The sequence below is a fragment of the Acidovorax sp. Root70 genome, assembly GCF_001428225.1.
In the GTDB taxonomy this organism is placed as follows: Bacteria; Pseudomonadota; Gammaproteobacteria; order Burkholderiales; family Burkholderiaceae_C; genus Acidovorax.
Map to the genome: position 1 here is coordinate 1 of NZ_LMHQ01000028.1, position 23,983 is coordinate 23,983.

At 62.5% G+C, this 23,983-nt stretch carries 18 protein-coding genes and 1 tRNA gene; 2 read left to right on the top strand and 17 right to left on the bottom strand.

The features are described 5' to 3' along the window. Positions 1–137: 137 nt before the first annotated feature. Complete coding sequence (locus tag ASD94_RS14655) at positions 138–539, top strand: hypothetical protein (RefSeq protein WP_056644189.1); 402 nt, start codon at positions 138–140, stop codon at positions 537–539. A gap of 568 nt (positions 540–1,107) precedes the next feature. Here ASD94_RS14655 and ASD94_RS23310 read toward each other — a convergent pair. The 9 genes from ASD94_RS23310 to gabT form a co-directional block, all read right to left on the bottom strand. Then, complete coding sequence (locus ASD94_RS23310; protein ID WP_162255828.1) at positions 1,108–3,198, bottom strand: S8/S53 family peptidase; 2,091 nt, start codon at positions 3,196–3,198, stop codon at positions 1,108–1,110. A 596-nt stretch (positions 3,199–3,794) separates the two neighbouring features. After that, a complete protein-coding gene (locus ASD94_RS14660; RefSeq protein ID WP_056644191.1) occupies positions 3,795–6,752 on the bottom strand; it encodes a Tn3 family transposase in 2,958 nt (985 codons plus the stop codon). Positions 6,753–6,911: 159 nt separating this feature from the next. Next, a tRNA-Gly gene (locus ASD94_RS14665) sits at positions 6,912–6,985 on the bottom strand. Positions 6,986–7,162: 177 nt separating this feature from the next. Next, the gene (locus ASD94_RS14670; protein ID WP_056644193.1) at positions 7,163–8,653 is read right to left on the bottom strand and encodes an NAD-dependent succinate-semialdehyde dehydrogenase; all 1,491 of its coding nucleotides are present in this window, start codon (positions 8,651–8,653) and stop codon (positions 7,163–7,165) included. A 190-nt stretch (positions 8,654–8,843) separates the two neighbouring features. Further along, complete coding sequence (locus ASD94_RS14675) at positions 8,844–9,662, bottom strand: ABC transporter permease (RefSeq protein WP_056644195.1); 819 nt, start codon at positions 9,660–9,662, stop codon at positions 8,844–8,846. Positions 9,663–9,694: 32 nt separating this feature from the next. Further along, positions 9,695–10,954 (bottom strand): ABC transporter permease, encoded by a 1,260-nt coding sequence (locus tag ASD94_RS14680; RefSeq protein ID WP_056645009.1) that lies wholly within the window; start codon positions 10,952–10,954, stop codon positions 9,695–9,697. Between the two features lie 94 nt (positions 10,955–11,048). Further along, on the bottom strand, positions 11,049–12,083 hold the full coding sequence (locus ASD94_RS14685; RefSeq protein ID WP_056644196.1) for an ABC transporter substrate-binding protein: 1,035 nt from the start codon (positions 12,081–12,083) through the stop codon (positions 11,049–11,051). A gap of 52 nt (positions 12,084–12,135) precedes the next feature. Further along, positions 12,136–13,245, bottom strand: a complete 1,110-nt coding sequence (locus tag ASD94_RS14690) for an ABC transporter ATP-binding protein (protein WP_056644198.1) — start codon at positions 13,243–13,245, stop codon at positions 12,136–12,138. Positions 13,246–13,274: 29 nt separating this feature from the next. After that, positions 13,275–14,567 (bottom strand): 4-aminobutyrate--2-oxoglutarate transaminase, encoded by a 1,293-nt coding sequence (gene gabT / locus ASD94_RS14695; RefSeq protein ID WP_056644201.1) that lies wholly within the window; start codon positions 14,565–14,567, stop codon positions 13,275–13,277. A gap of 202 nt (positions 14,568–14,769) precedes the next feature. On the opposite strand from gabT, the gene ASD94_RS14700 reads away from it, so the two are divergent. Continuing rightward, positions 14,770–16,206, top strand: a complete 1,437-nt coding sequence (locus tag ASD94_RS14700; RefSeq protein WP_056645013.1) for a PLP-dependent aminotransferase family protein — start codon at positions 14,770–14,772, stop codon at positions 16,204–16,206. 116 nt (positions 16,207–16,322) lie between these two features. Here the strand turns inward: ASD94_RS14700 and ASD94_RS14705 are convergent, their stop codons facing one another. The 8 genes from ASD94_RS14705 to ASD94_RS14740 all read right to left on the bottom strand — a co-directional run bounded on the left by ASD94_RS14705 (position 16,323) and on the right by ASD94_RS14740 (position 23,944). After that, positions 16,323–16,997, bottom strand: coding sequence for a GntR family transcriptional regulator (locus ASD94_RS14705; RefSeq protein ID WP_056644202.1), 675 nt, complete (start codon positions 16,995–16,997; stop codon positions 16,323–16,325). Between the two features lie 65 nt (positions 16,998–17,062). Continuing rightward, complete coding sequence (locus ASD94_RS14710) at positions 17,063–18,082, bottom strand: TRAP transporter substrate-binding protein (RefSeq protein WP_056644204.1); 1,020 nt, start codon at positions 18,080–18,082, stop codon at positions 17,063–17,065. Positions 18,083–18,142: 60 nt separating this feature from the next. Further along, positions 18,143–19,408 (bottom strand): TRAP transporter large permease, encoded by a 1,266-nt coding sequence (locus ASD94_RS14715; protein WP_056644206.1) that lies wholly within the window; start codon positions 19,406–19,408, stop codon positions 18,143–18,145. A gap of 38 nt (positions 19,409–19,446) precedes the next feature. After that, positions 19,447–20,082, bottom strand: coding sequence for a TRAP transporter small permease (locus tag ASD94_RS14720; RefSeq protein WP_056644208.1), 636 nt, complete (start codon positions 20,080–20,082; stop codon positions 19,447–19,449). 150 nt (positions 20,083–20,232) lie between these two features. Continuing rightward, a complete protein-coding gene (locus ASD94_RS14725; protein WP_233247175.1) occupies positions 20,233–21,588 on the bottom strand; it encodes an FAD/NAD(P)-binding oxidoreductase in 1,356 nt (451 codons plus the stop codon). Beyond that, complete coding sequence (locus tag ASD94_RS14730) at positions 21,585–21,845, bottom strand: 2Fe-2S iron-sulfur cluster-binding protein (protein WP_199226504.1); 261 nt, start codon at positions 21,843–21,845, stop codon at positions 21,585–21,587. Before ASD94_RS14730 ends, ASD94_RS14725 begins: the two co-directional genes overlap by 4 nt. A gap of 20 nt (positions 21,846–21,865) precedes the next feature. Beyond that, positions 21,866–22,981, bottom strand: coding sequence for an FAD-binding oxidoreductase (locus tag ASD94_RS14735; protein WP_056644214.1), 1,116 nt, complete (start codon positions 22,979–22,981; stop codon positions 21,866–21,868). A 27-nt stretch (positions 22,982–23,008) separates the two neighbouring features. Continuing rightward, positions 23,009–23,944 (bottom strand): 4-hydroxyproline epimerase, encoded by a 936-nt coding sequence (locus tag ASD94_RS14740; protein WP_056644216.1) that lies wholly within the window; start codon positions 23,942–23,944, stop codon positions 23,009–23,011. Between the last annotated feature and the right edge of the window lie 39 nt (positions 23,945–23,983).

Sequence of the window (23,983 nt, forward strand, 5' to 3'; positions counted from 1 at the left end):
TCTTCATTCCCTTGCTGCACAAAACAGCAGGGTAGGTAAAACACCTGGCTCAGTTTTAGGTCGGCATCACACCAAAAAGTGGCTCAGTTTTCGGTCGGCGTCAACATGCGCCGAGCTATACACCGTCCGAGTTGCTGATGGAATTCAGCAATGATTGCCTGTTGATTTCAGGCACCTATGGCAGCAACGTCGATGAAGTGTTCATGAGCGCCTTGCGTGTCGGCGGACTTCGCAACGAAAACGATCTGCTTTCTCAGATCATCGCCATGCTTGGCGTGAAATACATCCCAGGGACGGACGGCCAAATATCGGTGAGCGACCTGTATTTAGGTAGCCAAGATCGCATTTCCATACCCAAGAGGTTCGACGACATGATCAAGGTCCTGCAGACCAATCGGGTCGTCCGGTGGGAGGATGAAATGGGGCAACTACTTGATGTAGGACGGATCACCCCCGAAGCCGTGACAGGGGCGCTGGAACGCATTGGTGGAGTCTCAGAGTTCTTGTCGGAATGGAGTGAGAAAAACCGAGCAAAGTGAGCGCCGCTCCCGAGAGGGATGACATGGTGCAGCCTCTCGGAAAGCAGGTTATGGACGGCTGGGCCGTCCATAGGCGACATAGCCGGTCGCCTGGACTCGTCTACCATTGATTTCCGTTTCTACACAAAACCGAGATTGCCCCAAGCTTGACGGTTGTGCGGGGGCGTTCTAACTATGGACAGTACAGCGTCCACCTCTGCCTTGCACCCACTCTGCTGGACTGTGCACTATCGAGAGGCCGGGAACTGTAGCTTTGCATGGTTTTCCCGATTTCGTGAGGCCAGAGCAGATTACTTTGTAGCCAGAACGGTGCCAACCCAAGTAGTCCTCGCGACTGACGCCATAGTGCTCTGACAGATACCCAACAGGATCAGCCGAGTATCGGATCAGATCCGTCGAAGTGAGATGCAGTGTGGTTTGGCCTGAGGCATTGTCATGGAACACGTAGAAGCCCACTTGCTTCGCTACAAGGTCTTTCACAACTTCTTCCAGATGTTCAACCATCTACGGCTCCTCGACCTACGACCTTGCTGGTCAAAATGCTTCTGCAGTAAAAACCGGTGAACTTTCACGGGAATGCAATTCTGCGCCAAGTCTGTACACCGCTGGCAATTGTGCCGCTGACAGGAACACTGCCGGTCGAATTTACCCAAGCGATGAACTGATCGACGCTATGAGTGGGATTCGTACTTTTGTAGACGGCTGCAAAACCAGAGATATGAGCTGCAGCGAGAGATGTTCCCCAGCCTGCAAGCAAATCGGTATCCGAAACGCGTCTTGCCCCATTGACACCAATAGCATTTTCGTCTCCACCAGGCGCCAAAAAAATTGGATACGTATACTGACTTAAAGCCGCGATATTTGACTTTGTCGCGAGCGTATATCCAATTTCATCGTTCAGCACAGAAGCAGCTTTTATTGAGTATTCACTACAAGCAGGATGCGAAAGCGCAGTTTGAATCTGGTAATTTCCTGTTGATGCAATAACAGGGACGCCTGCGGTCCTAAGTTGTCGAATAAGATTTCTGATGGCGATGCTGACATTGGCATCACAGTCGGACGGGTAACTGGCAACGGTGCCGATACTCAGATTGACAACCAGTGCTGCAGGCGAGGTGGGCGTAGCCCCACCGGCCCTCAGAAGTACCGACGAGAGCCCTTTTTCCAAGTCGTTCAAATAATATGTTTTTTTATTATTAATGCAATCATATGAGAAAATATTTATCGAAATGAGTTGGGCGTCTGGTGCAACTCCTTGCAATATTCCGCTGGCCACGTTTGGTGATGCGCGACCCGCAGCAACCGAAGCCATTAGCGTACCATGCCCGCACCGCTGCTGATCAATCAGCTGGCATCCGATGAGATCACTGTTTGGCTCACCCGCATTTGGCGTCCCCGCTGGGCTATCACCGAACAAATCCTTGTTTGGACATATAGACTTAAATCCTCCGGAGTTTGATCCAAAACAATCTTCGCCGACTACTTTCGTAGTGCCGTTAAAGAGAAACATCTCGTGAGTTTTTCGAATGCCGTCATCTAAAACGGCAATCGCTGCACCACTCCCCTTACTTTCAGAAGCCCATGCAACAGGCATGTTAATAGTCGGCATGCTCCTTTGTAGTTGCGACACACCCAATGGGCGGTTTTCACGCAACTCCAAAATTCGCGGATCATTTTTCGCGCGGAGTCTAGACAGCTGGTCCTTGGTAAGAATCATCTGAAACGACCCAATCGAATCCCCGACAGGATCGCTTTGTGGCATTTTTATATTGGCATCAGCAAGAATTTTTGTCATGGCTTCTCGATTTGCCATTGCCTGATTTTTTCCTCCACGGGAATTCCAATTTAAGTCAGGAGAGAAAAGTACCCCGCCGCGCAACGAAATGCTTACCTCTACCTGTCCTTCTTTTTCGGCCATATCGGATGCTCCTGCAGACCAGTAGGTGGTCCGAGGATCTTGATAGCCGATAGGCCGAATTCCTCGTACATCAGGATGATTTTGCAGGAGGAGCAGCTTTTTCTTGTCAATAGAGGTCGTTATTTTTATTGGTAGCGCATTGTCCAATGCCAGGGTAGATTCGGATCGGCCTGATTTTTGAAAATTTTCCCGAATTTTCTCAATCAGGGAATTGGCCTCAATGATCACTTCGCCGACATTTGTTATACGTGTCGAGCCATCTTGCAATAATTGATACTTCGCACTCTGAGTGCCAAGAATTATTTCGGCATCTACCTCTGATCTAGTGCGCAAAACTTTCCGGAGGGCTGTAAGGCTGCCATCCAGGTCCATAGCAGTAATGCGCGATTTGTCAGTGGGATCTATTGTAAAGGCTAGTGCATTCTGACTATTTTGAAGGATGCTAATTCCTGCTGCTTTTATATACACCCCGATCTGCCCACTCTCGCTCTCCCAACTACCTTCGGTAAATGCTGCGTTTCCTAGTTCCGCCTTTAATGCGCGTATGGCATCTGCATCTTTTTTAAAGTTATCATTTTTTTGCTCTTGCGATAATTTTTCAAGTTTCTGATGGCGTAGGGTGATCATCACTCGTACCTCGCCTTCCTCATTCACCGCATCTCTCATCCGCTTCAGGCTATCAGGGTCAACAGTCGCCGCTTGCAACATTCCCATGCCAAAAGTTAGTGCAATGGCTGACATCACAGATAGCAGGTGTCGCATCTATCGCTCCAGAGAAGTTTGTGGTCTACGAAAATCGTAGCTGCCAATCCTGGGATGGCAAGTTTTAAATGAGCGAGTTCACGAGGCTACTTCGCAGGTGTTCCTTGTTCGCACCCTGCGCGTAAGTGCCAGCGCCCGATCAGGATTGAGTGGACTTGAGGCCAAGGCCGTGGCTTGGGCAGATCCGTGCAAAGGCGTTCTACGTCGCGGCCATCCGCCACACCGGTTGAGGCTATGGTCGAAGTCACGTGTTCGCGACAACACTCAGGGGATCACTGAGCAGTCTCTTCGCTGGGTGAAAAGTCCCGTTACCGAGCGGAACTGCTAACCCGGTAAATCGCACGGAAAAAGAGTTGCCTATTTTTTAAGCAAAACTCTAAGTTGTTGATTTCATTGATGTTTGCAAACTGCTAACCCGGTAAATCGCACGCAAAAAGAGCTGACATTTGAAAACTTGCGCACGTCCAGGAGTGCGTCTTGGAGCACGAGCGAGGGCTCACGGTGGGTGAGCGCAAGGACTTCGACACGGGTTTTGACTCCGGCTGGTTTGCTCGGTAGAGGCTCAAAGTACCGATTCACTGCAAACGTGCCACACGCTGCTTGGCTGGGCGCTCAACAAGCGCATCGATGTAAGGATCCATGTCGAACGCAATCGTCCCCCGAAAATTCACGTGCTCGAAGTGCACGGGTCCGATGCGGCGCAGCCAGCTTTCATCTATGGGGTGTTTGGCCACCTTCCAGCGATCCACGACATCTTGCATCTTCATGGTGTTCCAGCTGATCACGACGTTGGTCAACAGGGTGTGCGCTGTTGAGATAGCCCGCAGCTCATCAGCCCTGCGCCCGCGTGAGACTCCTACACGTCCGTGGTACACAGCGCGCTGCAGCTGGTGTACAGATTCGCCCCTGTTGAGCAAGGCATGCATCTCGCGGCGAAACTCGGGAATGGTGAAATAGTCACACAAAAAGATCGTACGCAGCAACTTGCCCAATTCGTCTGCGGCAGCGTGCACGGGATCGCCCCGCGCCGCGCTGCCAAGGCGGGCGATAGCTTCTCCAGCTGTCAAGCGCCCTTGCCGGATAGAGGCAACCAGGTGCAGTAGGTCCATCCATCCGGCTCGAATCTTCCCAAGCGAGACCTTCCCAACGGTTAGGCGCTCCAAAGCTTCCGGCACAGTGTCCCCCCTGGCCAAGAACATCTTGCGTTCCGACAATTGGCGCAAACGGACGCACAGATCGAAGCCCAGCAACTTGGCGATGGCCATCGCTGCGTTGGTGTAGCCATGGGTGTCCACAGCAAGCAGGGATAGTCGGATCTGGTCCTCGCGCCGGGAACAGTTGTGCGCTTCGACACCATCCACCGCTGGCGCTGCTTGCCGGTCATTGATCACGATAGGCTGGTCATGAAACAGTGCCCAGGTATCAAGCATGTGCACATAGATGCCAACACCATGCTGCTTGCGGCGGTATTCCATACGCGCCGAGTGCAGGTACCGTGACGTGTCGAGCGTCATCGAATCAGAGGATGCTTTGTCGCCCTGGCCCCAGAGTTTGGCAATAGGCATGCTCTGCTGGAACTCAATGACCCGTGAGTTGGCCTCCCGCAAACGGCCACTCGCCTCCGCAGCACGCATGGCCATAGTGACCTGAGACACCTGCAGGCCTGGGATCATCGCGCATACACCTTTGGCAGTGTTCTCTGTTCCGTGTGTGTATAGGGCGCCGTAGACGGCCTTCAGTTCAGCCATGTCTTTGGCCCTGCGGCCTAGCAGCGCCTGGCTAAAGCCGCTTTTTGCGTCGATCTCGACCAGCATGTTGCCAAACTGGGCATCGCCGATCATGTTGAACATGCTCTCGCGTGTCTTGGTGACCTGGGGTTCGACTTCAAGCGCCTGAATCGGTGCAATGTGAATATGCCCCTGGCTGTCTATGGTCAAAGCCCCGTCCTCCACGGCCTGCACCAGTTGGCCGATGCCCGCTTTGACCCGTCCCAGCACGCGCTCTAGGAACTTATCGGGATTGTCCGTCAAGCTCAAAGCTCGGATCAGCGACTTGTGCTTCTCGGCCCACTGCGTTTCGGGTATCAGCTGATCGTCACGGTTGCGATGGCGGCTGCTGTGTTCCAGCCACAGCTTTCCGCCCTTGATCGCTTTCTTCAAAGAAGTCGCTGCGCTTGCTTTGAGAGCTGCAAGAGCAACCTTGCGATCAGGGCCTTCCAGCAGCGAGTGCCAGCTTGGGTCCGCAACCGACACATCAAACCCCTCGGGAAGGCTGCTGATGCCGCGTTTGGACAAATCGCGCAACGTCTTGAGCTGCTTGAGCGCCTTGTCCGTTTCCTCGCCTTTGATCTCAAGGACTCCGAGGGCATTGAGCAGGGCGGACATACGCGGCGCTTGTTCTTTCACCAGTGTTTCCCGGACAAATTGAGCCCGCGTACCGGCAAAGTTTTCTCCATTCTTGGGCACCAGATCGCGCATCGCCGCGACGATCTGAGCATCGGTCAACTGCGTGTCGTAGAGTATGTCCTTGAGCCTGACACGCTCAGCACGCAGATCCACAGCACTTTCGGCCTGCTTCTTTAGGACCTTGCCAGAGGCCTTGTGATAAAGATCTGTGAGACATCGCGCACCGATGTCTGCGGCGAGATCGGTCTGATCCAAGAGGGTGACATGCAGGAAAGAGACGATGCGCAGATCGCGCTGATCCTCAGAGAGAAACTTCGTCGCGGAGGGTGGACGATTGATCACCTCCTGGCTGTACGCCCTGAGACGATTCAATGGAATCGCCGACAGCTTCCACTTGTGAACTTGCAGTGACTTGAGGCACTCGATTTTCTTGGTGACCTCGCTCAGCGTGAGCTGCCCGTGCTTCCCTGGGGGTGTGCGCAGCCACTCCAGCACTGTGTGACCGCCGGGCCCTGATCGCTTTGAGAATGCGTGCGAGAGAGCCGCCTGAACCTGTTTGGGTGGCGCACAGGCGCGGACCGCTGCGATTGCTGCATTCTCCTGTTCAGCAAATGCCATGCGCGCCATGTCGCGCAGTGTCCGGTCACCAGGCAGGACGAGCCGTCGATCAAAAAGCCAGTGTTCTGACTGTTGGATAAGGTCATCGACCGATACCGCTGAGGCGGAAAGCTCCGCCAGGGCATCTGCCAGGAGCGGTTTTGTGGTGTCGTCGTCTACTACCGCGAAGCCGATACGTTCCCGAGCCCAGAGCTGGTGCTCATACCGCGTGTCCTTGTCCTTGTACAGCGAGGTCACCGAGGCGATGTCCGTCGCGTTCATGCCAAGCGCTGAAGTCAGGTACCGCAGCAGGACGGAGGGGAGACCTGAAAAGGCATCGGGGTGCCGCCCCGTAGCGCGCAGCATGACCAGTTGAACTGCAGCGCCAAGGCGTGCAGTCCCTCTGAACCTGGGCGGGCGCAGCTCCTGGATGTCTTCAATGCTCAGCCCAAAGCACTCTTCGACCTCCCGCTTAGATAGCGATTTGGGCAGGGTATCGGCGCCAACGAAACGTAGGTAGTAGCTAGACAAGCTGGTCCTCCCATGGCTGGCGCGGTCGCCAGCCTGCTGCAGTCTACGTATTCGCTACTGATAATTCCAGACAATAAAAAGGTGCGGGTTAACCCGTAGCTCTTAACCGGGTTTTCTGCACGGAAAGTGAGATCACCCCTGCCTGGCAGGTTTTGTATTTGGAGCGGGTGATGGGAATCGAACCCACGTTATTTGCTTGGGAAGCAAGAGTCCTACCATTGAACGACACCCGCGCAGCCTTGGATTATAGGCAGCATCTTGGGCGCCGCTTTTCCCCGCCCGGCCGTTGGTTCAAAAATCCGGCAGATCAAGAATCTGTTGAGTGCTGCCGGGTATTTGAGTGATTTTGGCTGGTAGTGCTTATCCAGTATGCGCTAGCAGCTATCAAAAAATGAGTTGATCGGGGTGGCTCATTTCTGGATGTCCCCCAGGCACAGGTACTTGATCTCCACGTAGTCGTCCATGCCGTGGTGCGACCCTTCGCGGCCGAGGCCCGACTGCTTGACTCCGCCAAAGGGCACGTGCTCGGTGGCCAGGATGCCGACATTGGCGCCGACCATGCCGTATTCCAGCGCTTCGGTCACGCGGAAGATGCGGCCCACGTCGCGGCTGTAGAAGTAGCTCGCCAAGCCGAACTCGGTGTTGTTGGCCGCGTCGATGGCTTCTTGCTCGGTCTTGAACTTGAACACCGGGGCGAAGGGGCCAAACGTTTCTTCGCGTGCACACAGCATGTCGGCCGAGGCATTGGCCACCACCGTGGGCTCAAAGAACTGGCCCGAACCCAGGCGGGTCAGACGCTGGCCGCCGGCCACCACCTGGCCGCCCTTGGCGAGTGCATCGTCCACATGGCGCTGCACCTTGGTGAGTGCAGCTTCCTCGATCAACGGACCCTGGTTCACACCGGCCTCGAAGCCGTTGCCCACCTTGGCCGTCTTGACCTTGGCCGCGAACTTGGCCACGAACTCGTCGTACACGCCTTCCTGCACGTAAAAGCGGTTGGTGCACACGCAGGTTTGGCCAGCGTTGCGGTACTTGCTGGCAAAGGCGCCTTCTACGGCGCTGTCCACATCGGCATCATCGAACACGATGAAGGGTGCGTTGCCGCCCAGCTCCAGCGACATCTTCTTGACCGTGGGCGCCGACTGCGCCATCAGGATGCGGCCCACCTCGGTGCTGCCGGTGAAGCTGATGTGGCGCACCACGTCGCTCGCGCACAGCACCTTGCCGATGGCGATGGAGTTGTCGCTGTCGGCGGGCAGGATGTTGAACACGCCAGCTGGGATGCCTGCGCGGATCGCCAGTTCGGCCGCAGCCAGGGCGGTGAGGGGCGTGAGCTCGGCGGGCTTGATGACCACGGGGCAGCCTGCGGCCAATGCGGGTGCGACCTTGCGGGTGATCATGGCCAGCGGGAAGTTCCACGGCGTGATGGCCGCGCACACGCCGATGGGCTGCTTGAGCACCAGAAGGCGGCGGTTGTTGTCGAACTGGGGCAGGGTCTCGCCGTTGATGCGCTTGGCTTCTTCGGCAAACCACTCGACGAAGCTCGCGCCGTAGGCGACCTCGCCCTTGGCTTCTGGCAGGGGCTTGCCCTGCTCGGCCGTCATGATGCGGCCCAGGTCGTCCTGGTTGGCCATGAGCAGGTCAAACCACTTGCGCAGGATGATGCTGCGCTCCTTGGCAGTCTTGGTCTTCCAGGGCCCCCAGGCGGCGTTGGCGGCGGCAATGGCGGCCTCCGCATCGGCCGGGCCCAGGTTGGCCACGTCGGCCAGCTTGAGGCCCGTGGCCGGGTCGTTCACATCAAAGCGGCTGTTGCCCGCCACCCACTGGCCGTTGATGAGACCGTCGGTCTTAAGCAGTGTGGGATCGTTGAGCAGGGCGAGGGGCGATGTCTTCATGTCCATGGGAGTGCTTCCGGGATAGGTGACGAAACAGAGAGCGAGCAGAAAAGGGAAGGGGAGCAGGGGCGGCGGTGGGCTGGCGCGTGTCTAGCCAAAGGCTAGCATGGGCCGGGCTGTAGCCTGCGTCGCCAAAGTGGCACCGGCAACAGGGGCATGGTGCGGGCGCGTGCAAGGTTGAACGCACCCTGCGCTGTCATGCGCGCCGGCCCCGCAGCCACTCCAGCGCCAGCAGCAGGCTGGTGGTGAACAGGATAAGCAGCGTGGCCACCGCCGCAATGGTGGGCGAAATGTTCTCGCGGATGCCGGTGAACATCTGGCGCGGGAGCGTGGCCTGCTCTGCACCCGCCAGGAACAGCGTGACCACCACTTCGTCGAACGAGGTGGCAAACGCAAACAATGCCCCCGAGATCACGCCCGGTGCAATCACCGGCAGCGTCACGCGAAAGAAGGTGTTGAACGGAGTCTCGCCCAGGCTCAGCGACGCGCGCACCAAGTTGTGGTTGAAGCCCGCCAGCGTGGCCAGCACAGTGGTCAGCACGAACGGTGCGCCCAGCGCCGCGTGAACAATGATGAGGCCGAGGTAGCTATCGGCGAGACCTAGCGGCGCAAAGTACAGGTAGGTGGCCACCCCCACCACGATGATGGGCACCACCATGGGAGCAATCAGGACCGCCATGAGCAGCCCCTTGAAGCGGAAGTCCGCCTGCGACAGGCCCACGGCGGCGAGGGTGCCCAGCACGGTGGCAATCAGCGTGGCAGCAGGCGCCACGATGAAGCTGTTGCGCGTGGCGCGGGCCCATTCGGCCGACTCGAACAGGTTGCGGTACCACTTGAGCGACCAGCCGGGGATGGGGTAAGCGAGGAAGGAGCTCTCGGAGAACGACAGCGGCACCATCACCAGAATGGGCGCCAGCAGGAACACCAGCACGGCCACGCACAGCGCGCGCACGGCCCACCAGCCGAGCTTGTCGGTCAGGCTGGCGTACAGGGGGAATTGAGGAAGGCGAAACATGGTGAGCTACTTTCTTTTGCTTCAGTGCGCGATCAGCCCAGACTCAATTCGGCCTTGCCGATGCGGCGGTACACGCCGTACAGCAGCAGCGTGGCGGCCAGCAGCAGGGCGCCCAGCGCGCAGGCCATGCCCCAGTTCACTTCCACATTGGTATAGCGGGCGATGTAGTAGCTCAGCATCTGGTCGTCGGCCCCGCCCAGCAGTGCGGGCGTGACGTAATAGCCAATGGCCAGGATGAACACCAGCAGCGCACCCGCGCCAATGCCGGGGTAGGTTTGTGGCACATACACCCGAAAGAACGCGGCGATGGGCGAGCTGCCCAGCGACACTGCCGCGCGCAGGTAGGTGGGCGGCACGCTCTTCATCACGCTGTACAGCGGCAGGATCATGAAGGGCAGCAGGATGTGCACCATGGCAATCACCACGCCCGTTCGGTTGAACAGCAGCGCCAAAGGTTGCTCAATGAGGCCCAGGCCCATGAGGCCGCGGTTGACCAGGCCTTCGGACTGCAGCAGCACGATCCATGCGGCCACGCGCACCAGGATGGAGGTCCAGAACGGCACCAGCACCAGGATCATCAGCACATTGGCTGAGCGGGCGGGCAGCGATGCCAACCACCAGGCCAGCGGGTAGCCAACCAGCAGGCACACCAGCGTGACTACGAGGCTGATGTGGAACGTGCGCAGCAGGATGCCGCCAAAGGCGCGCTGCTCTTCGGGCATGCGCTCGACCTGGCCCAGCGCGTCGCGCTGCAGGTCCACCGAGGCGAGCAGGTAGTCGGGCGTCCAGCGGGCGCCGTTCTTGGCAATGGCCCGCCAGAAGGGTGCCTCGCCCCAGCGTGGGTCGGCGCCCAGCAGGCGCTCCCGGATGGCGTCGGCAGAGCCCTCAAAAGGCAGGTCACGGTACGCCCCCATCACCATCGAGCGTGCACCGGGCACCTCGGAGTTGAGCCGGCGCGCCAGGGCGCCAGCGTCCGAGCGGTCGGGCAGACGGGCGAGATCGCCCACCAGCGCGGCGTAAGCCGCAGCCGGTGGTGCGTCGCGCCGGTCCCAGCCGTCCAGGGCCCGCATGGTGCCCGGCAGCGCGTTGGCCACTTCGGGGTTCTCCACCGCGCGCTGCAGCAGCGCGGCAATGGGCACCAGCAGCGTGAGCAGCAAGAACACCAGCAAGGGCAGCGTGAGGCCGAACGCCCGCCATTTGCGCCGCACCTCGGCGCGGGCCAGGGCTTTGCGCAGCGCGCCGGGGGCGTGGCTGTCCTGTGCGCGGAGCGGGGCCAATTCAGGGGCGTTCATGGCGATCACGCCGGAGGGGGCTTGCATGGTGGTGGGCTCTGTCTGCTGCGGGTGCGGGCTCATGGCTCAGGCGGGCGGGGCGGGCGCAGGCTGATTACTGCGTGGCCCAGGCGGCAAAGCGCTTTTCCAGCGCCTCGCCCTGGTCGGCCCAGAAGCCCACGCTGAACTGCAGGGCTTCCTTGGCATTGGTGGCCGAGGTGGGCAGGTCGTCCAGCACCTTCTTGTCCAGCGAGGCCAGGGCCTTGGTGTTGGCGGGGCCGTAGGCAATGTTCTGTGCGTAGGCGGCCTGCTGCGGGGTCTGCATGGTGAAGGCGATGAACTTCACGGCCGCATCCTTGTTGGGCGTGCCCTTGGGGATGGCCCAGTAGTCCAGGTCGTAGATGCCGCCGGGCCAGTAGATCTTGAGGTTGCGGCCTTCGCGGTTGGCGGCGTCGATGCGGCCGTTGAACACCGTGGTCAGCGCCACATCGCCTGCCACCAGGAACTGGGGCGCCTGGGCGCCGGCTTCCCACCACTGGATGCTGGGCTTCAGTTCAGTCAGCTTCTTGAAGGCGCGGTCGGCACCGTCCTTGGTGGCCAGCACCTTGTACACATCGGCAGGCTTCACGCCATCGGCCAGCAGCGCGAATTCGAGGTTGTAGCGCGCGCCCTTGCGCATGCCGCGCTTGCCGGGGATCTTCTTGGTGTCCCAGAAGTCGGCCCAGCTGGTGGGCGGGGTCTTGAGCTTGTCGCCGTTGTAGGCCATGACGGTGGACCACACAAAGATGCCCACGGCGCACTCGTTCACCGCAGCGGGCAGCAGGTCGGCCTTGGGCACGATCTTGCTGTAGTCCAGCTTTTCATACAGGCCTTCGTCGCAGCCGCGCGCGGCGTCGGGCGATTCGACTTCGACCACGTCCCAGGTCACCTTCTTGGCCTCGACCATGGCCTTGACCTTGGCCTGCTCGCCGTTGTATTCCACCGCCACGATCTTGTTGCCCACCTTTTCGTAGGGCTCGTAGAACGCCTTCTTCTGTGCGTTGGCGTTGGCACCGCCGAAGTTGACGACGGTGAGTTGCTGCTGCGCCAGGCTGGGCAGGGCCAGGCAGGCAGACAGGGCAGCGCAGGCGATCAGGCTCTTGTTTTTCATGGTGCGGATTCCTTGGGGTTGAGGGAAGGGGACGGGGAACAAAAAAACGGGTTCAGTGAACGGTGGGCACGGCGTAGATGCGTACGGACTCGGTGGGGAACTCCAGGAGCACGGCATCGCCGGTCTCGGGGTGCGGGTTGGCTTCCGCGCGGGTCAGTGGCAGCTTGACGGTGGCCTGTGCTTGGCCGGCGCCGATGTCGCACATCAGGCGCAGGTGGTCGCCGTAGTAGATGGCACGGGCCACGGTGGCGCGCAGGGCTGGGCCTTGGGGCGCGGCGCTGGCGGCATGCAGCGCAATGCGCTCGGGGCGGATGCAGGCCTCGGCCGGTGCGCCGGGTGCGAGGTGGTTCACATTGAGGCCGGGCAGGCGCTGGCCATCGGGCAACTGCAGCGCCCACGCCGTACCGCTGCCTTGCAGGGTGCCGGTGATGACAGTGCTGTCGCCCACAAAGCCCGCCACAAAGCGGTTGGACGGGGTCTCGTACAGCGCCTCCACATCGGCCAGCTGCTGGATGACACCTTCGTTGAACACGGCCACGCGGTCGCTCATGGTCAGGGCTTCGCCCTGGTCATGGGTCACGTACACAAAGGTCACGCCCAGTTGGCGGTGCAGTTCTTTCAGCTCGATCTGCATGTGCTCGCGCAGCTGCTTGTCCAGGGCGCCCAGGGGCTCGTCCATCAGCACGAGCTGGGGGTTGAACACCAGGGCGCGGGCCAGCGCCACGCGCTGCTGCTGGCCGCCCGACAGGCGCGCGGGCAGGCGGTCGGCCATGCCGGTCAGGCGCACCATGTCCAGCGCCTTCTTCACGCGTTCTGCCTGCTCGGCCTTGGGCACCTTGCGCACGGTGAGCGGGTAGGCCACGTTCTGCCCCACGGTGAGGTGCGGGAACAGCGCGTAGTTCTGGAACACCATGCCAAAGTTGCGCTTGTGCGGCGGCGTGCGCGTGATCTGCTTGCCGTCCAGAAGGATGTCGCCCGCGGTGGGTGACTCAAACCCCGCCAGCATCATCAACGTGGTGGTCTTGCCCGAGCCCGAGGGCCCCAGCAGGCTCAGAAACTCGCCGCGCTGGATGTCCAGGTCCAGCGCGCGCACCACAAGCTGCTCGCCGTCGTAGGTTTTTTGCACGCCGCTGAAGCGGACCAGGGGTTCTGCGTGGTTCATGGTGATGGGGCAATCAAGGAAGAAGGGATTCAGCCCACAGCCGCGAAGCTGTCGGCCAGGATGGCCAGGCCTTCGTGCAGCAGTTCGTCCGATGCAGTCAGGGGCACCAGGATACGGATCACGTTGCCGTAGGTTCCGCAAGACAACAGGATGAGCCCGCGCCGTGCGGCTTCGGCAACGACCTTCTTGGTCAGTGCGGCGTCGGGGTGGTGCACGTCGCCGTTTTCAAACAGCTCGATGGCGACCATGGCACCCAGGCCGCGCACGTCGCCGATGGCGGGTACTTTGGCGGCCATTGCTTTCAGGGCACTGACCAGCAGCGCGCCCATGTCCTGGCTGCGGGCCAACAGGTTTTCCTGCTCGAACGCGTCGATCACGGCCAGGGCCGCTGCGCAAGCCACGGGGCTGCCGGCATAGGTGCCGCCCAAGCCACCGGCCGCTGGCGCATCGATGACATCGGCACGGCCCACCACGCCCGACAGGGGGAATCCGCCCGCCAGCGACTTGGCGGTGATGATGAGGTCGGGTGCCACCGGCCATTGCTCGCACGCAAACCAGGTGCCTGTGCGGCCCGCGCCGGTTTGCACTTCGTCGGCAATCAGCAGGATGCCGTAGCGGTCTGCAAGGGCCTTGAGGCCGGTGATGAATTCGGGTGGGGCCACGTAGAAGCCGCCTTCGCCCTGCACGGGCTCGACGATGAAGGCTGCCACGCGCTCGGGCTCGATGTCGTTCTTGAAGATCAGCTCCACCGAGTGCAGGGCTTGCTCCACGCTCACGCCGTGCAACGGGTTGGGGAACAGGGCATGGAACATCTCGCCAGGGAAGGGACCGAACCCAATTTTGTAAGGCGCGACCTTGCCCGTGAGGCCCAGTGTGAGGTTGGTGCGGCCGTGGTAGCCGCCCGTGAAGGCGATCACGCCGGGTCGCTTGGTGTAAGCGCGGGCGATCTTGATGGCGTTTTCCACGGCCTCGGCGCCGGTGGTCAGCAGCAGGCTCTTCTTGGCAAACGCGCCGGGCGCCAGGGTGTTCAGGCGCTCGCACACTTCGACATAGGGCTCGTACGCCACCACCTGGAAGCAGGTGTGGGTGTACAGGTCCAGTTGGGCCTTCACGGCGGCGATCACGCCGGCGTGCAGGTGGCCGGTGTTGAGCACAGCGATGCCACCGGCAAAGTCGATGAAGCGGCGGCCTTCCACATCCCACAGCTCGGCGTTGCGGGCTTTCTGGATGAAGAGGTCATGGGCCTGGCCCACGCCCCGGGCCACAGCGGCATGGCGGCGGGTGATGAGGGCGGCGTTGGTGAAGTGGCGGTCTTGCTGCATGGTGTGGGCGATTGGGATAAAGGACGAAGAAGAGGATGAAAACCAAGAATGGGGCGAATTCTGGAAGTCGCGCCGCGACCCGTCCATGTACAGCGCAGCGCTGTTTGGCGCGCACTGTGCAGGTCTAGAATCCTGTACAGGCAATCCCTGATTTGGTGTGCGCCAAGCCAGTGCACAATTCGCCCCCTTTTTTGCTCTCCTGATGCTCACTCTCAGCCCGGATCTCCAGACACCTCTGGTCAGCCAGATCGTCGATGGTCTGCGGGGGCTCATTGCGGGGCAGGTGCTCAAGCCGGGCAGCAAACTCCCGTCCATCCGTGCTTTTGCCGTCGCGCACGGCGTGAGCGTATTTACCGTGGTCGAGGCTTATGACCGCCTGGTGGCGCAAGGCTGGCTGGTGTCGCGGGCCAATGCGGGCTTCTTTGTGAAGCGGCGGGGCGATGAGGGGGCTGCGCCCGGCACTGGTGCACCCGAGCGGGCGGTGCCCCGTTTTGATGCGCGCTGGTACCTCAAGCAAATTTTTGAAAACCGCAACCTGCCCATGAAACCGGGCTGTGGCTGGCTGCCGCACGACTGGCTGTTTGGCGATGCAGTCAAACGCAGCATGCGCCAGCTGTCCTCCGACGGTCCCGAGCTGGACGGCTACGGCCTGCCCCATGGCCACATGGCGCTGCGCATGGTGGTGGCCGAGTCGCTGGCGGAGCACCACCTGGCGGTGGACGCCGAGCAGGTGCTGCTGACCCAGGGCTCCAGCCAGGCGCTGGACCTGGTGGCGCGGCGGCTGGTCAAGCCCGGCGATGTGGTGCTGGTGGACGACCCCGGTTATCCCAACCTGCTGTTCATGCTGCGCTTCGCGGGCGCCCGGGTGGTGGGGGTGCCGCGCACCGCCACCGGTTACGATCTGCCCGCACTGGAGGCCCTGCTGGCCGAGCACCAGCCCACGGTGTTCTTCACCCAGCCGCGCCTGCAAAGCCCCACCTGCTCGTTGGCATCGGTGGCGCACCTGCACCGGCTGCTCCAGCTGGCTGAGCAGCATCGCTTCATGCTGGTCGAGAACGACATCTATGCCGACATGGACCCGGGTGTACGCCCCTCGCTGGCCAGCCTGGACCAGCTCAATCGCGTGATCTATCTGGGCAGCTTTTCCAAGACGATCTCGCCCAACCTGCGTACCGGCTTTCTGGCGGCGCGGCGCGATCTGCTCGATGAGCTGGTGCAGCTCAAGATGATCTCGGGCCTGACGTCATCAGAGATCACCGAGCGCATCACCTTTGGCGTGGTGACCGACGGCCGCTGGCGCAAGCACCTCAAGTCCCTGCGAGAACGCCTGGCCGAGGCTCACCGCACGGTGGGGCGGCGCTTGCTGAACCTGGGGTTTGAGCTGTTCCACGAGCCGGAGGCGGGCATGTACCTGTGGGCGCGCCACCCGGACCTGCCCGACAGTGCCGAGCTGTCGAAAGAGGCCACGGGCGTGGGCATCATGCTCGGCCCCGGTCAGCTGTTTCTGGTGGAGCCGCGCCCCACGGGCTGGCTGCGCTTTAACGTGGCGTTCAGCCAGGACGAGCGGATGTGGCGCTTTCTGGAGCAGCGCATCGAAATGGGCCAGCAGGTGGCGGAACAGGGCAATTCACTGCCCTGAGAATGCGATTTCTAGCGTTTTTGGCGCCATGCGCTAGTGCAATATGGCTTGTTTGCTATCAAATAGATAGTATTTGAGCCATCCCCACCCTGGGTTGAAGCGGTCAGGCGTGGAGGCTATCGGTCGATGATGCGCCGTGCAAACCGCTCCAGGTATTCCATCAACTGCTCCGCACCTGCCACCGCCTGGGCCTCATCGCCGCTGGCAATGCCCTGGGCCAGCTGCATGTGCGCGCGGGCGCCTTCCGACACTTCGCCTTCGTGCTGGTAGGCGTACCAGAAGCGGCGGCACTGCACGATGAGTGGCGCCACACATTTCACGGCCGAGTGGTTCTGACTGGCCTGGTGGGTGACGAGATCCAGTTCATGGTCTGCCAGCATGTAGTCGTCCAGATGGCCGCGTGCCGCAGCTTCCATCATGTTCTCGGCGCAGCGCACGATGGCCTGGCGCTGCGGCGCAGTCGCGCGGCGTGCGGCGTTGGAGGCCAGCAGCCGTTCCAGCACGCGGCGGGTCTGGATCACGTCCAGGTGGTCGGCCAGGTCGATGTGCGACACCAGCAGACCGCGCCGGGGCTGTTGCACGATGAGCCCGATGGACACCATGCGCAGCAGCGCCTCGCGCACCGGGGTGCGGCCCAGGCCCGTGCGCTCGGCGATCTCGGCCTCCACCACCGGGCTGCCGGGCTGCAGCTGCAGCGTGGAGATCATGGACTCGATGGCGTCGTAGGCCACGTCCGCCGCGCGCCGCTTGGGCGCGGGGTCTTTTGGGGGGGCGGGGCGGCGGAGTGTCATCGGTCGTGAAGGACGTTGCGGAGGCCGCATCTTATGGGATGCGGCCCTTGTGGCCCTGCGGTCTGTCAGAGGCTCGCTCCCACCTTGCGCAGCTCGGCAATCTGCGGTGCCTTGGGCAGCCACAGCTTGTCGAATTCCTGGATGACGCCGTCGGGGTTGAACGACGATGCCGTCTTGAACGCGATGGACGTGCCCTTGAATTTCTCGATCAGCCCGGCCTCGGTGGTCACGATGTCGTTGATCTGTGCGTCGAGCGACTGGGCCACCAGCTTGCGGATGATGTCCTTGTCCTTGGCGTCCAGCCCTTGCCAGATGCGGCCGGAGACCAGCGGAGCAAACGGCATGAAAAGCGCATTCATCTGCAGCAGCGTCTTGGCCACCTTGTCAAAGCGCTGGTTCCACGAGAACTCGATGTCGGCCTCCAGCCCGTCCACCTGGCCGTTGCTCATCGCATCGAACACCTGGGGCGTGGGGATGGGCGTGGGGGCAGCGCCCAGCATTTGATAGAAGTCGCGATACACGGGCGTGGGGTTGATGCGAAGCTTCATGCCCTTGATGTCGGTGGGCACGGTGATGTCCTTGGTGGAGAACACGGCGCGCATGCCGGTGATGCCCCAGCCCAGGCCAATGGTGCCGGTCTCGCGCGGCAGCACCTCCAGCAGTTTGGTGGCGGCGGGGTGTTTGACCAGCTTGGCCACGGCGGGCGTGGAGCGCACGAGGTAGGGCGCGTTGATGGCCGCGATGCTCGACACCCGCGAGCCCAGTTCGGCGGCCTGGATCCACCCCATGTCCAGCGCGCCGGACTGCAACTGCTGCATCATCGCCGCCTCGTTGCCCAGCTGGCCCGAGTGGAAGACCGTGACGCTCAGGCGGCCATCGGTTTCCTTCTTCAGCGCCTCGCCAAACTGCAGCGCGGCGCGGTTCCAGGAGTGGCCAGCGGGTGTGATCAGGCCCAGGCGGAACTCCTTGGCGTCGGCGGCCCGCACCAGGGCTGGAAAGCCCAGCCCTGTGACGGCGGCTGCGGCCACGGCGTGGCGCTGGATGAAGTGGCGGCGGGAGACTGGGCGGGCAGGCTGGGTCGTCATGGTGAACTCCGTGTGAAAGAACGTTGGGAGGGGGACGGATCTGTCGGACGGCATGCCCCGCTACTTGAGCAGGCCGAGCGACAGGCTGGGGAACAGCGACAGCATCACCAGCGCCACGCAGCTGATGATGAAAAACGGCAGGGTCACGATGAACATCTTTCCGGGCTTGGCTCCGGTGACGGCCGACGCGACAAAAAAGCTCAGGCCCACGGGCGGGGTCATCAGCCCCAGCACCAGATTGACGACGATCACCACGCCAAAATGGCGCGGGTCGATGTGATAAACCTCGGTGGCAATCGGCAGCAGGATGGGCGCGGTCATGATGAGACCGGGGATGCCGTCGATCACCGTGCCGATGACCAGCAGGATGACGTTGGCGAGCAGCAGGAAGGTGACCGGGTCGTGCGCCACCGTCTGCACCCAGGCGGCCACCATCTGCGGCACCTTGCCGTAGATCAGCAGCCACGAGAACACGGCCGCTGCGGCCACCAGGAACAGCACGATGGCCGAGTAAATGGCCGAACGCAGAAGGATGGCCGGCATGGCGCTGAAGCGGAATTCCTTCGTCACATACCGGCCCACCAGGGCCGAGACCAGCGCGCCCACGGCGGCCGATTCGGTGGGGTTGGCCACGCCACTCAGGATGGATCCGACGATGATGATGGGGATGAGTAGCGTGGGGCTGGCCTGCACCACGGTGCGTGCGCGCTGGGCCAGCGTGCGCTTTTCGCTGCGCGGGTAGTTGTAGACAAAACCCATGAGCGCGATCACGACAAAGAACAGCAGCGTGAGCAGCACGCCGGGCAGGATGCCTGCAATCAGCATGTCGCCCACGGCCACCTGGGCCAGCACGCTGTAGACCACAAACATCACCGAGGGCGGGATGATCGGCCCGAGCATGCCGCCATACACCGTGAGGCCCGCCGCAAAGGTCTTGTCGTAGCCCTGCTTCTCCATCTCGGGCACCATGACCTGCGACATGATGGCCACCTGCGCAGTGGCCGAGCCGATGATGGAAGACACCAGCATGTTGGCCAGGATGTTCACGTAGGCCAGGCCCCCTTTGACGGAGCCGATGAAGGCCATGGACAGGTCCACCAGTCGCCGCGTGATGCCGCCGCTGTTCATGATCTCGCCGATCAGGATGAACAGCGGGATGGCGATGAGGCCATAGCTGTCTACCCCGCCAAACATCTGCATGGGGAAGGACTGGAACAGCACCGGGCTGCCGATGCTGAGGATGTACACCGCGCCCGACAGGCACAGGCACACGCCGATGGGCACACCCACCATCAAGGCGGCGAGGAAGAACAGGGTGGTGATCATGGTCGGGGCTCGGGTGGGTTTGCAGGGGTGGATGGCGTTCAGTTCACGGCGTCGGCGTTGACCACGTCAAAGCCCGCGTGCTGCACACGCTCTGCGGCGCCCATGTCTTCCAGCAGGTTGGCCAGCGCATGCACGCTGAAGGTGGCCGAGAAGATCGGCAGGATCAGCTGCAGCACCCAGGTGGGCCAGTTCAGCGTCTGGGTGCGCTCGGTGTAGAGGAAGTTGAAGCTCTCGGCCGCAAACTCCTTGGCGTCAAAGCCGTAGCGCGCAATGCCGATGGGGTCCATCCACACCCAGCACATCACCAGCATGGCTAGGCCAAACAGCAGCACGCCGGATGTGGCCACCACTTTGAACGCCTTGGCACCCCGCGCGCCGAGGTGGTCGGTCAGCATGGTCACGGCAAAGTCCATGCGCAGCCGCGTCATGACCGAGGCGCCCACAAAGGTCAGCCAGACCACCGTGTAGACCGCTGCTTCGTCCACCCAGTAAATGGGCATCCCGGTGTAGCGCGTGACCACGTTGAGCAGGATCAGCAGTACCAGCAAGGTCATGAGGGCGGTAAGCAGGTGCCGCTCAACGCGCAGAACCTGCGTGGACAAAGTCAGCACCCAGCGGATGGGGGCACGCGGCGATAAAGCTTGCGGGGCAGGGGGGTTGTGGGGCGTGGGCATGGTGGGGGGCTGGGGAGCAGGGCTTGCCGTTGGAAAATGAAGTTGTGTGATTTTTAATATCTGACAAATATATTTAAAAGCAAGATAGATGCCTGCGGGGTACGGGTAAGCCCTGAAAAGGGTGGCGAGGGAAAACTGACGGTGTGCCCGTCAGCTCAACGGGGTGAAGGGGTCGTCGGTGGGTGCGGTGTTGCAGGCAGCCAGCGTGCCTATGCGCGCTGGCGCCAACAGGTGCCGTGGGGGCGAGGGTGTCCAGCCAAACAGGTGCTGCGTGGCTGCGCCGCAGATGCGGCCTTGGCAGGCGCCCATGCCGCAGCGTGTGTGGAGCTTGGCGTCGATCCAGCCCTGGCGCTCGGTCAGCGCGGCGTAGGGCACGTCCTCGCAGCGGCACACCAAGGTGTCGGGCTGCGCCAGTGTCTTGAGCGCTTCGTTCAGTGGAAAAGAAGCCTGCAGCACCTGCGCAAAGCCTTCCCACCGCGCCAGCTGCGGGCGCAGCGCCTGGGCGTGTGGCACCTGTCCTGCCGCGGCATGCCCTGCCATGGTGCCCTGGACCAGTGCACGTTCGCTCCCGCCAAAGCCGGTGCATTCGCCCGCAGCGAATACCCCGGGCACGCTGGTGTGCATTTGCGTATCCACAGCCAGGCCCTGGCCGCCGCTCAGTGGTCCACCCAGGTCGCAGCCCAGCATCTGCCCGAGGTGGGTATTGGGCACTAACCCGAACCCGCAGGCCACGCGGTCGCAGGCCAGGGTCTCTTCGGCGCGTTGGCTTTTGCGCAGTCTTACGGTTTGCACCTGCGTGGTGCCTTGGACTTCCAGCACATGCGTACTGGCGCGCAAGCGGGGGTGAAGCAGCGTCAGGGCCTGCGCCGCCTTCGTGGGCCAGCGCGGCAGTTGCGCCGCAAAGCCAGCGAGCGCGCGCCACGGCGCTTGCTCGGCCACGCGCACCACGGTGGCGCCCGCTTGGGTGGCGGTGGCAGCAGCGGCCAGCAGCAGCGGGCCTGTGCCGGCGATGACGATGCGCTGGCCCCGCACGTCGAGCCCCGCCTTGATGAGGGCCTGCAATGCGCCCGCACCCGTCACTCCGGGCAGCGTCCAACCTGGAAAAGGCAGCAGCAGCTCGCGGGCTCCGGTGCACAACACGATGCGCTGGCTGTGCTGGGTCCAGCCTCGGTCCGCGTCTTCCAGCAGCAGGGCCGAGGCCTTGTCGCCGGGTTGCGGGTCACCCAGGCCCACCACGCGGGTGCCGGTCAGCAGGCGGACGTTGGTGTGCCGGGTCAGTGCCGCGCGGTTCTGTTGCGCCAGGGCGGGCAAGACCACTTGGGGACCATCGCGCCAGATTTGCCCGCCGGGCAGCGGGTTGTCGTCCACGATGGTGATCGATGCACCGCTGGGCGCGGCCGCGAGGGCCGCAGCCATCCCTGCAGGGCCTGCGCCGATGATGAGGATGTCGCAGCGCTCGTGCGCCGAGTGTGGCTCGGTCATCGGTTGGGTCACGGGCTGGTTCATAGCGTGGCGTTCCCTGGGGCTGTGCCGACATCGGTGTGTATCGACATGCCTTCGGTGCAGACCGTCTGGCACGCCAGGTGGGTACGGCCATGGATGCGGACCCTGCATTCGTGGCACACGCCCATGCCACACAGCGGCGCCCGCGCCGCGCCAGTGACGGAGGTGCGCGTGGTGCCGGGTGTTTGCTGTGCCAGCGCGGCGGCGACGCTGGTCCCTGCAGGCACCTGCAGGGGCGCGCCATTCACGACGATGTGCACCAGGGCGGAGGCGGGGGCGGTCATGGTGTGCTCAGGCCCGCAAAGCGGGCAGGTGCGTAGGGCGCGGGGTTGATCGCTGGCGTGCCCCCGGAGATCTGCGCTGCCAGCAACTGTGCGGTGGCCGGTGCGGTGGTCACGCCCAGCCCTTCATGCCCCACGGCCAGCCACAGGTGCGGGTGTTCGGGGTGCCCACCGATCAGCGGCAGGCTGTCGGGTGTGGCGGCGCGAAAGCCCGTCCAGGTGCGGATGGCGTTGAGGTCTGCCAGGCCCGGCAGGTAGTCGAGCGCACGTTGCAGCATGCGCGCCATCACGGTGTTGTTGACGGTAGGGTCGGTGGTGTCGAACTCGCGCGACGAGCCGATCAGCAACTGCCCCGTGGGCCGGGGCTGCACGTTGAAGGCCACCGAGGTGCCGTCGCTGTGGTGGGCGCTGGTGATGTAGCCGAGTTCCACCAATTGGTGGCGCACGGTGCCCGGGTAGCGGTCGGTGATGACGAGGTGGCCCTTTTTGGGGCGCAGCGGCAGGCCGGGGCACAGCTGCGGGGCGTGAATGCCGCTGGCCAGCACGATGGCGCCTGCGCTGCGCTGGCTGCCGTCGCGCAGGGTGACGGTCTGGCCGTCGATCTGCGTGGCTTCGGCCTGTTCGACCACCACGGTTCCATGCGCTGCAGCCTGGGCCACCAACCACTGGGCGGCACGCGGGGCATAGACCACGCTATCGCCTTTCACCTTCAGCGCGCCCGCCAGACCGGTGCGCAGCGCGGGTTCTGCGCGGGCGAGGGCGCCGGCATCCAGCATCTCGCAGGCCACGTCTTGTGCTTGCAGAGTAGCGCGCTTGGCGTGCGCGGCTTGCAGTTCTTCCTCATTGGCGGCCAGCCAGAGCGTGCCGCAGGCGGTGAAGGCGCAGCCCGCATCAATCTGCGGTGCCCAGGTGTGCCAGAGGTCCAGCGACGATTTGCTGAGCGCCAGTTCGGCGGGGTTGTCATCCATCACCACCAGATGCCCCATGCCCGCAGCCGTGGCACCGCCGAGGCGCGCATCGATGATCCGCACCGACAAACCAACCTGTGCAAGCGCATGGGCACAGGCCGCGCCGACGATACCAGCGCCAATCACAAGGACATCGGTGGTTTGCATGGAGCCTGTGCGGTGGGAAAACGCGGTTTACAGCCGGATGCCCCAGCCGAACGGGTCGCTGTCTTCGATCAGCAGCGTGGCCTCCGCGCTCATGTGGGCGCGGCCACGCAAGGTGGGTATGACCTTGCCATCGCCTTGCAGCGTGTAGCTGGCTTCGAACTGGCTACCGATGATGCTGGCTTGGCGCCAGGGGGTAGCCGGTGCCAGCTTGCCGTCGGCCGCCAAGCAGGCCACCTTGGCGCTGGTGCCAGTGCCGCAGGGGGAGCGGTCGTAGGCCTTGCCGGGGCACAGCACGTAGTTGCGGCTGTCGGCATTGTCGTCGTCAGCAAAGAGTTCGATGTGGTCAATCTCGCCGCCGTTGTCGCCGCGAATGCCCTGGTCCCTCAGGGCCTGCTGCACGGCGCAGGTGTAGTGCATCAGCGCGTCCAGGTTGTCGCTGGCCACGCGCTGGCCGTGGTCCGAGATCAAAAAGAACCAGTTACCGCCCCAGGCCACGTCGCCCACCACGCGGCCGTAGCCGGGCACCTCGACGGCCAATGCGTGGTGCAGCCGGTAGGCCAGCACGTTGCGCACGCTGACCGAACCATCGGTGTGCAAGGTTGTGGTGACGGTGCCCACGGGCGTTTCGATGCGGTGTTCTCCAGGCTGGATACGGCCCAGGTAGGCCAGTGACGCCACCAGCCCGATGGTGCCGTGGCCACACATGCCCAGGTAGCCGCTGTTGTTGAAGAAGATCACACCCGCTGCGTTGGCCGGGTCTTGCGGTGCGCACAGCAGCGCGCCCACCACCACATCGCTGCCACGTGGCTCCAGCACGGCGGCAGCGCGCCAGGCATCGTGGCGCTCGGCCAGCAACGCGCGCCGCTCGGCCATGGTGCCAGTGCCCAGGTCCGGAAAACCGCCAATGACAAGCCGGGTCGGCTCGCCGCCGGTGTGGGAGTCGATCACTTGGATGCGTTGCATGGTGTTCTGGTCGTGGTGGGCAGAGGAGTAGCCTAGTCT

Bases quoted from the DNA above. Each gene is read 5' to 3' on its own strand.
- ASD94_RS14680 (WP_056645009.1), bottom strand. From the start codon at position 10,954: ATGAACGCCCCTGAATTGGCCCCGCTCCGCGCACAGGACAGCCACGCC.
- ASD94_RS14685 (WP_056644196.1), bottom strand. From the start codon at position 12,083: ATGAAAAACAAGAGCCTGATCGCCTGCGCTGCCCTGTCTGCCTGCCTG.
- ASD94_RS23310 (WP_162255828.1), bottom strand. From the start codon at position 3,198: ATGTCAGCCATTGCACTAACTTTTGGCATGGGAATGTTGCAAGCGGCG.
- ASD94_RS14675 (WP_056644195.1), bottom strand. From the start codon at position 9,662: ATGTTTCGCCTTCCTCAATTCCCCCTGTACGCCAGCCTGACCGACAAG.
- ASD94_RS14740 (WP_056644216.1), bottom strand. From the start codon at position 23,944: ATGCAACGCATCCAAGTGATCGACTCCCACACCGGCGGCGAGCCGACC.
- ASD94_RS14720 (WP_056644208.1), bottom strand. From the start codon at position 20,082: ATGCCCACGCCCCACAACCCCCCTGCCCCGCAAGCTTTATCGCCGCGT.
- ASD94_RS14670 (WP_056644193.1), bottom strand. From the start codon at position 8,653: ATGGACATGAAGACATCGCCCCTCGCCCTGCTCAACGATCCCACACTG.
- ASD94_RS14710 (WP_056644204.1), bottom strand. From the start codon at position 18,082: ATGACGACCCAGCCTGCCCGCCCAGTCTCCCGCCGCCACTTCATCCAG.
- gabT (WP_056644201.1), bottom strand. From the start codon at position 14,567: ATGCAGCAAGACCGCCACTTCACCAACGCCGCCCTCATCACCCGCCGC.
- ASD94_RS14725 (WP_233247175.1), bottom strand. From the start codon at position 21,588: ATGAACCAGCCCGTGACCCAACCGATGACCGAGCCACACTCGGCGCAC.
- ASD94_RS14655 (WP_056644189.1), top strand. From the start codon at position 138: ATGGAATTCAGCAATGATTGCCTGTTGATTTCAGGCACCTATGGCAGC.
- ASD94_RS14715 (WP_056644206.1), bottom strand. From the start codon at position 19,408: ATGATCACCACCCTGTTCTTCCTCGCCGCCTTGATGGTGGGTGTGCCC.
- ASD94_RS14700 (WP_056645013.1), top strand. From the start codon at position 14,770: ATGCTCACTCTCAGCCCGGATCTCCAGACACCTCTGGTCAGCCAGATC.
- ASD94_RS14735 (WP_056644214.1), bottom strand. From the start codon at position 22,981: ATGCAAACCACCGATGTCCTTGTGATTGGCGCTGGTATCGTCGGCGCG.
- ASD94_RS14705 (WP_056644202.1), bottom strand. From the start codon at position 16,997: ATGACACTCCGCCGCCCCGCCCCCCCAAAAGACCCCGCGCCCAAGCGG.
- ASD94_RS14690 (WP_056644198.1), bottom strand. From the start codon at position 13,245: ATGAACCACGCAGAACCCCTGGTCCGCTTCAGCGGCGTGCAAAAAACC.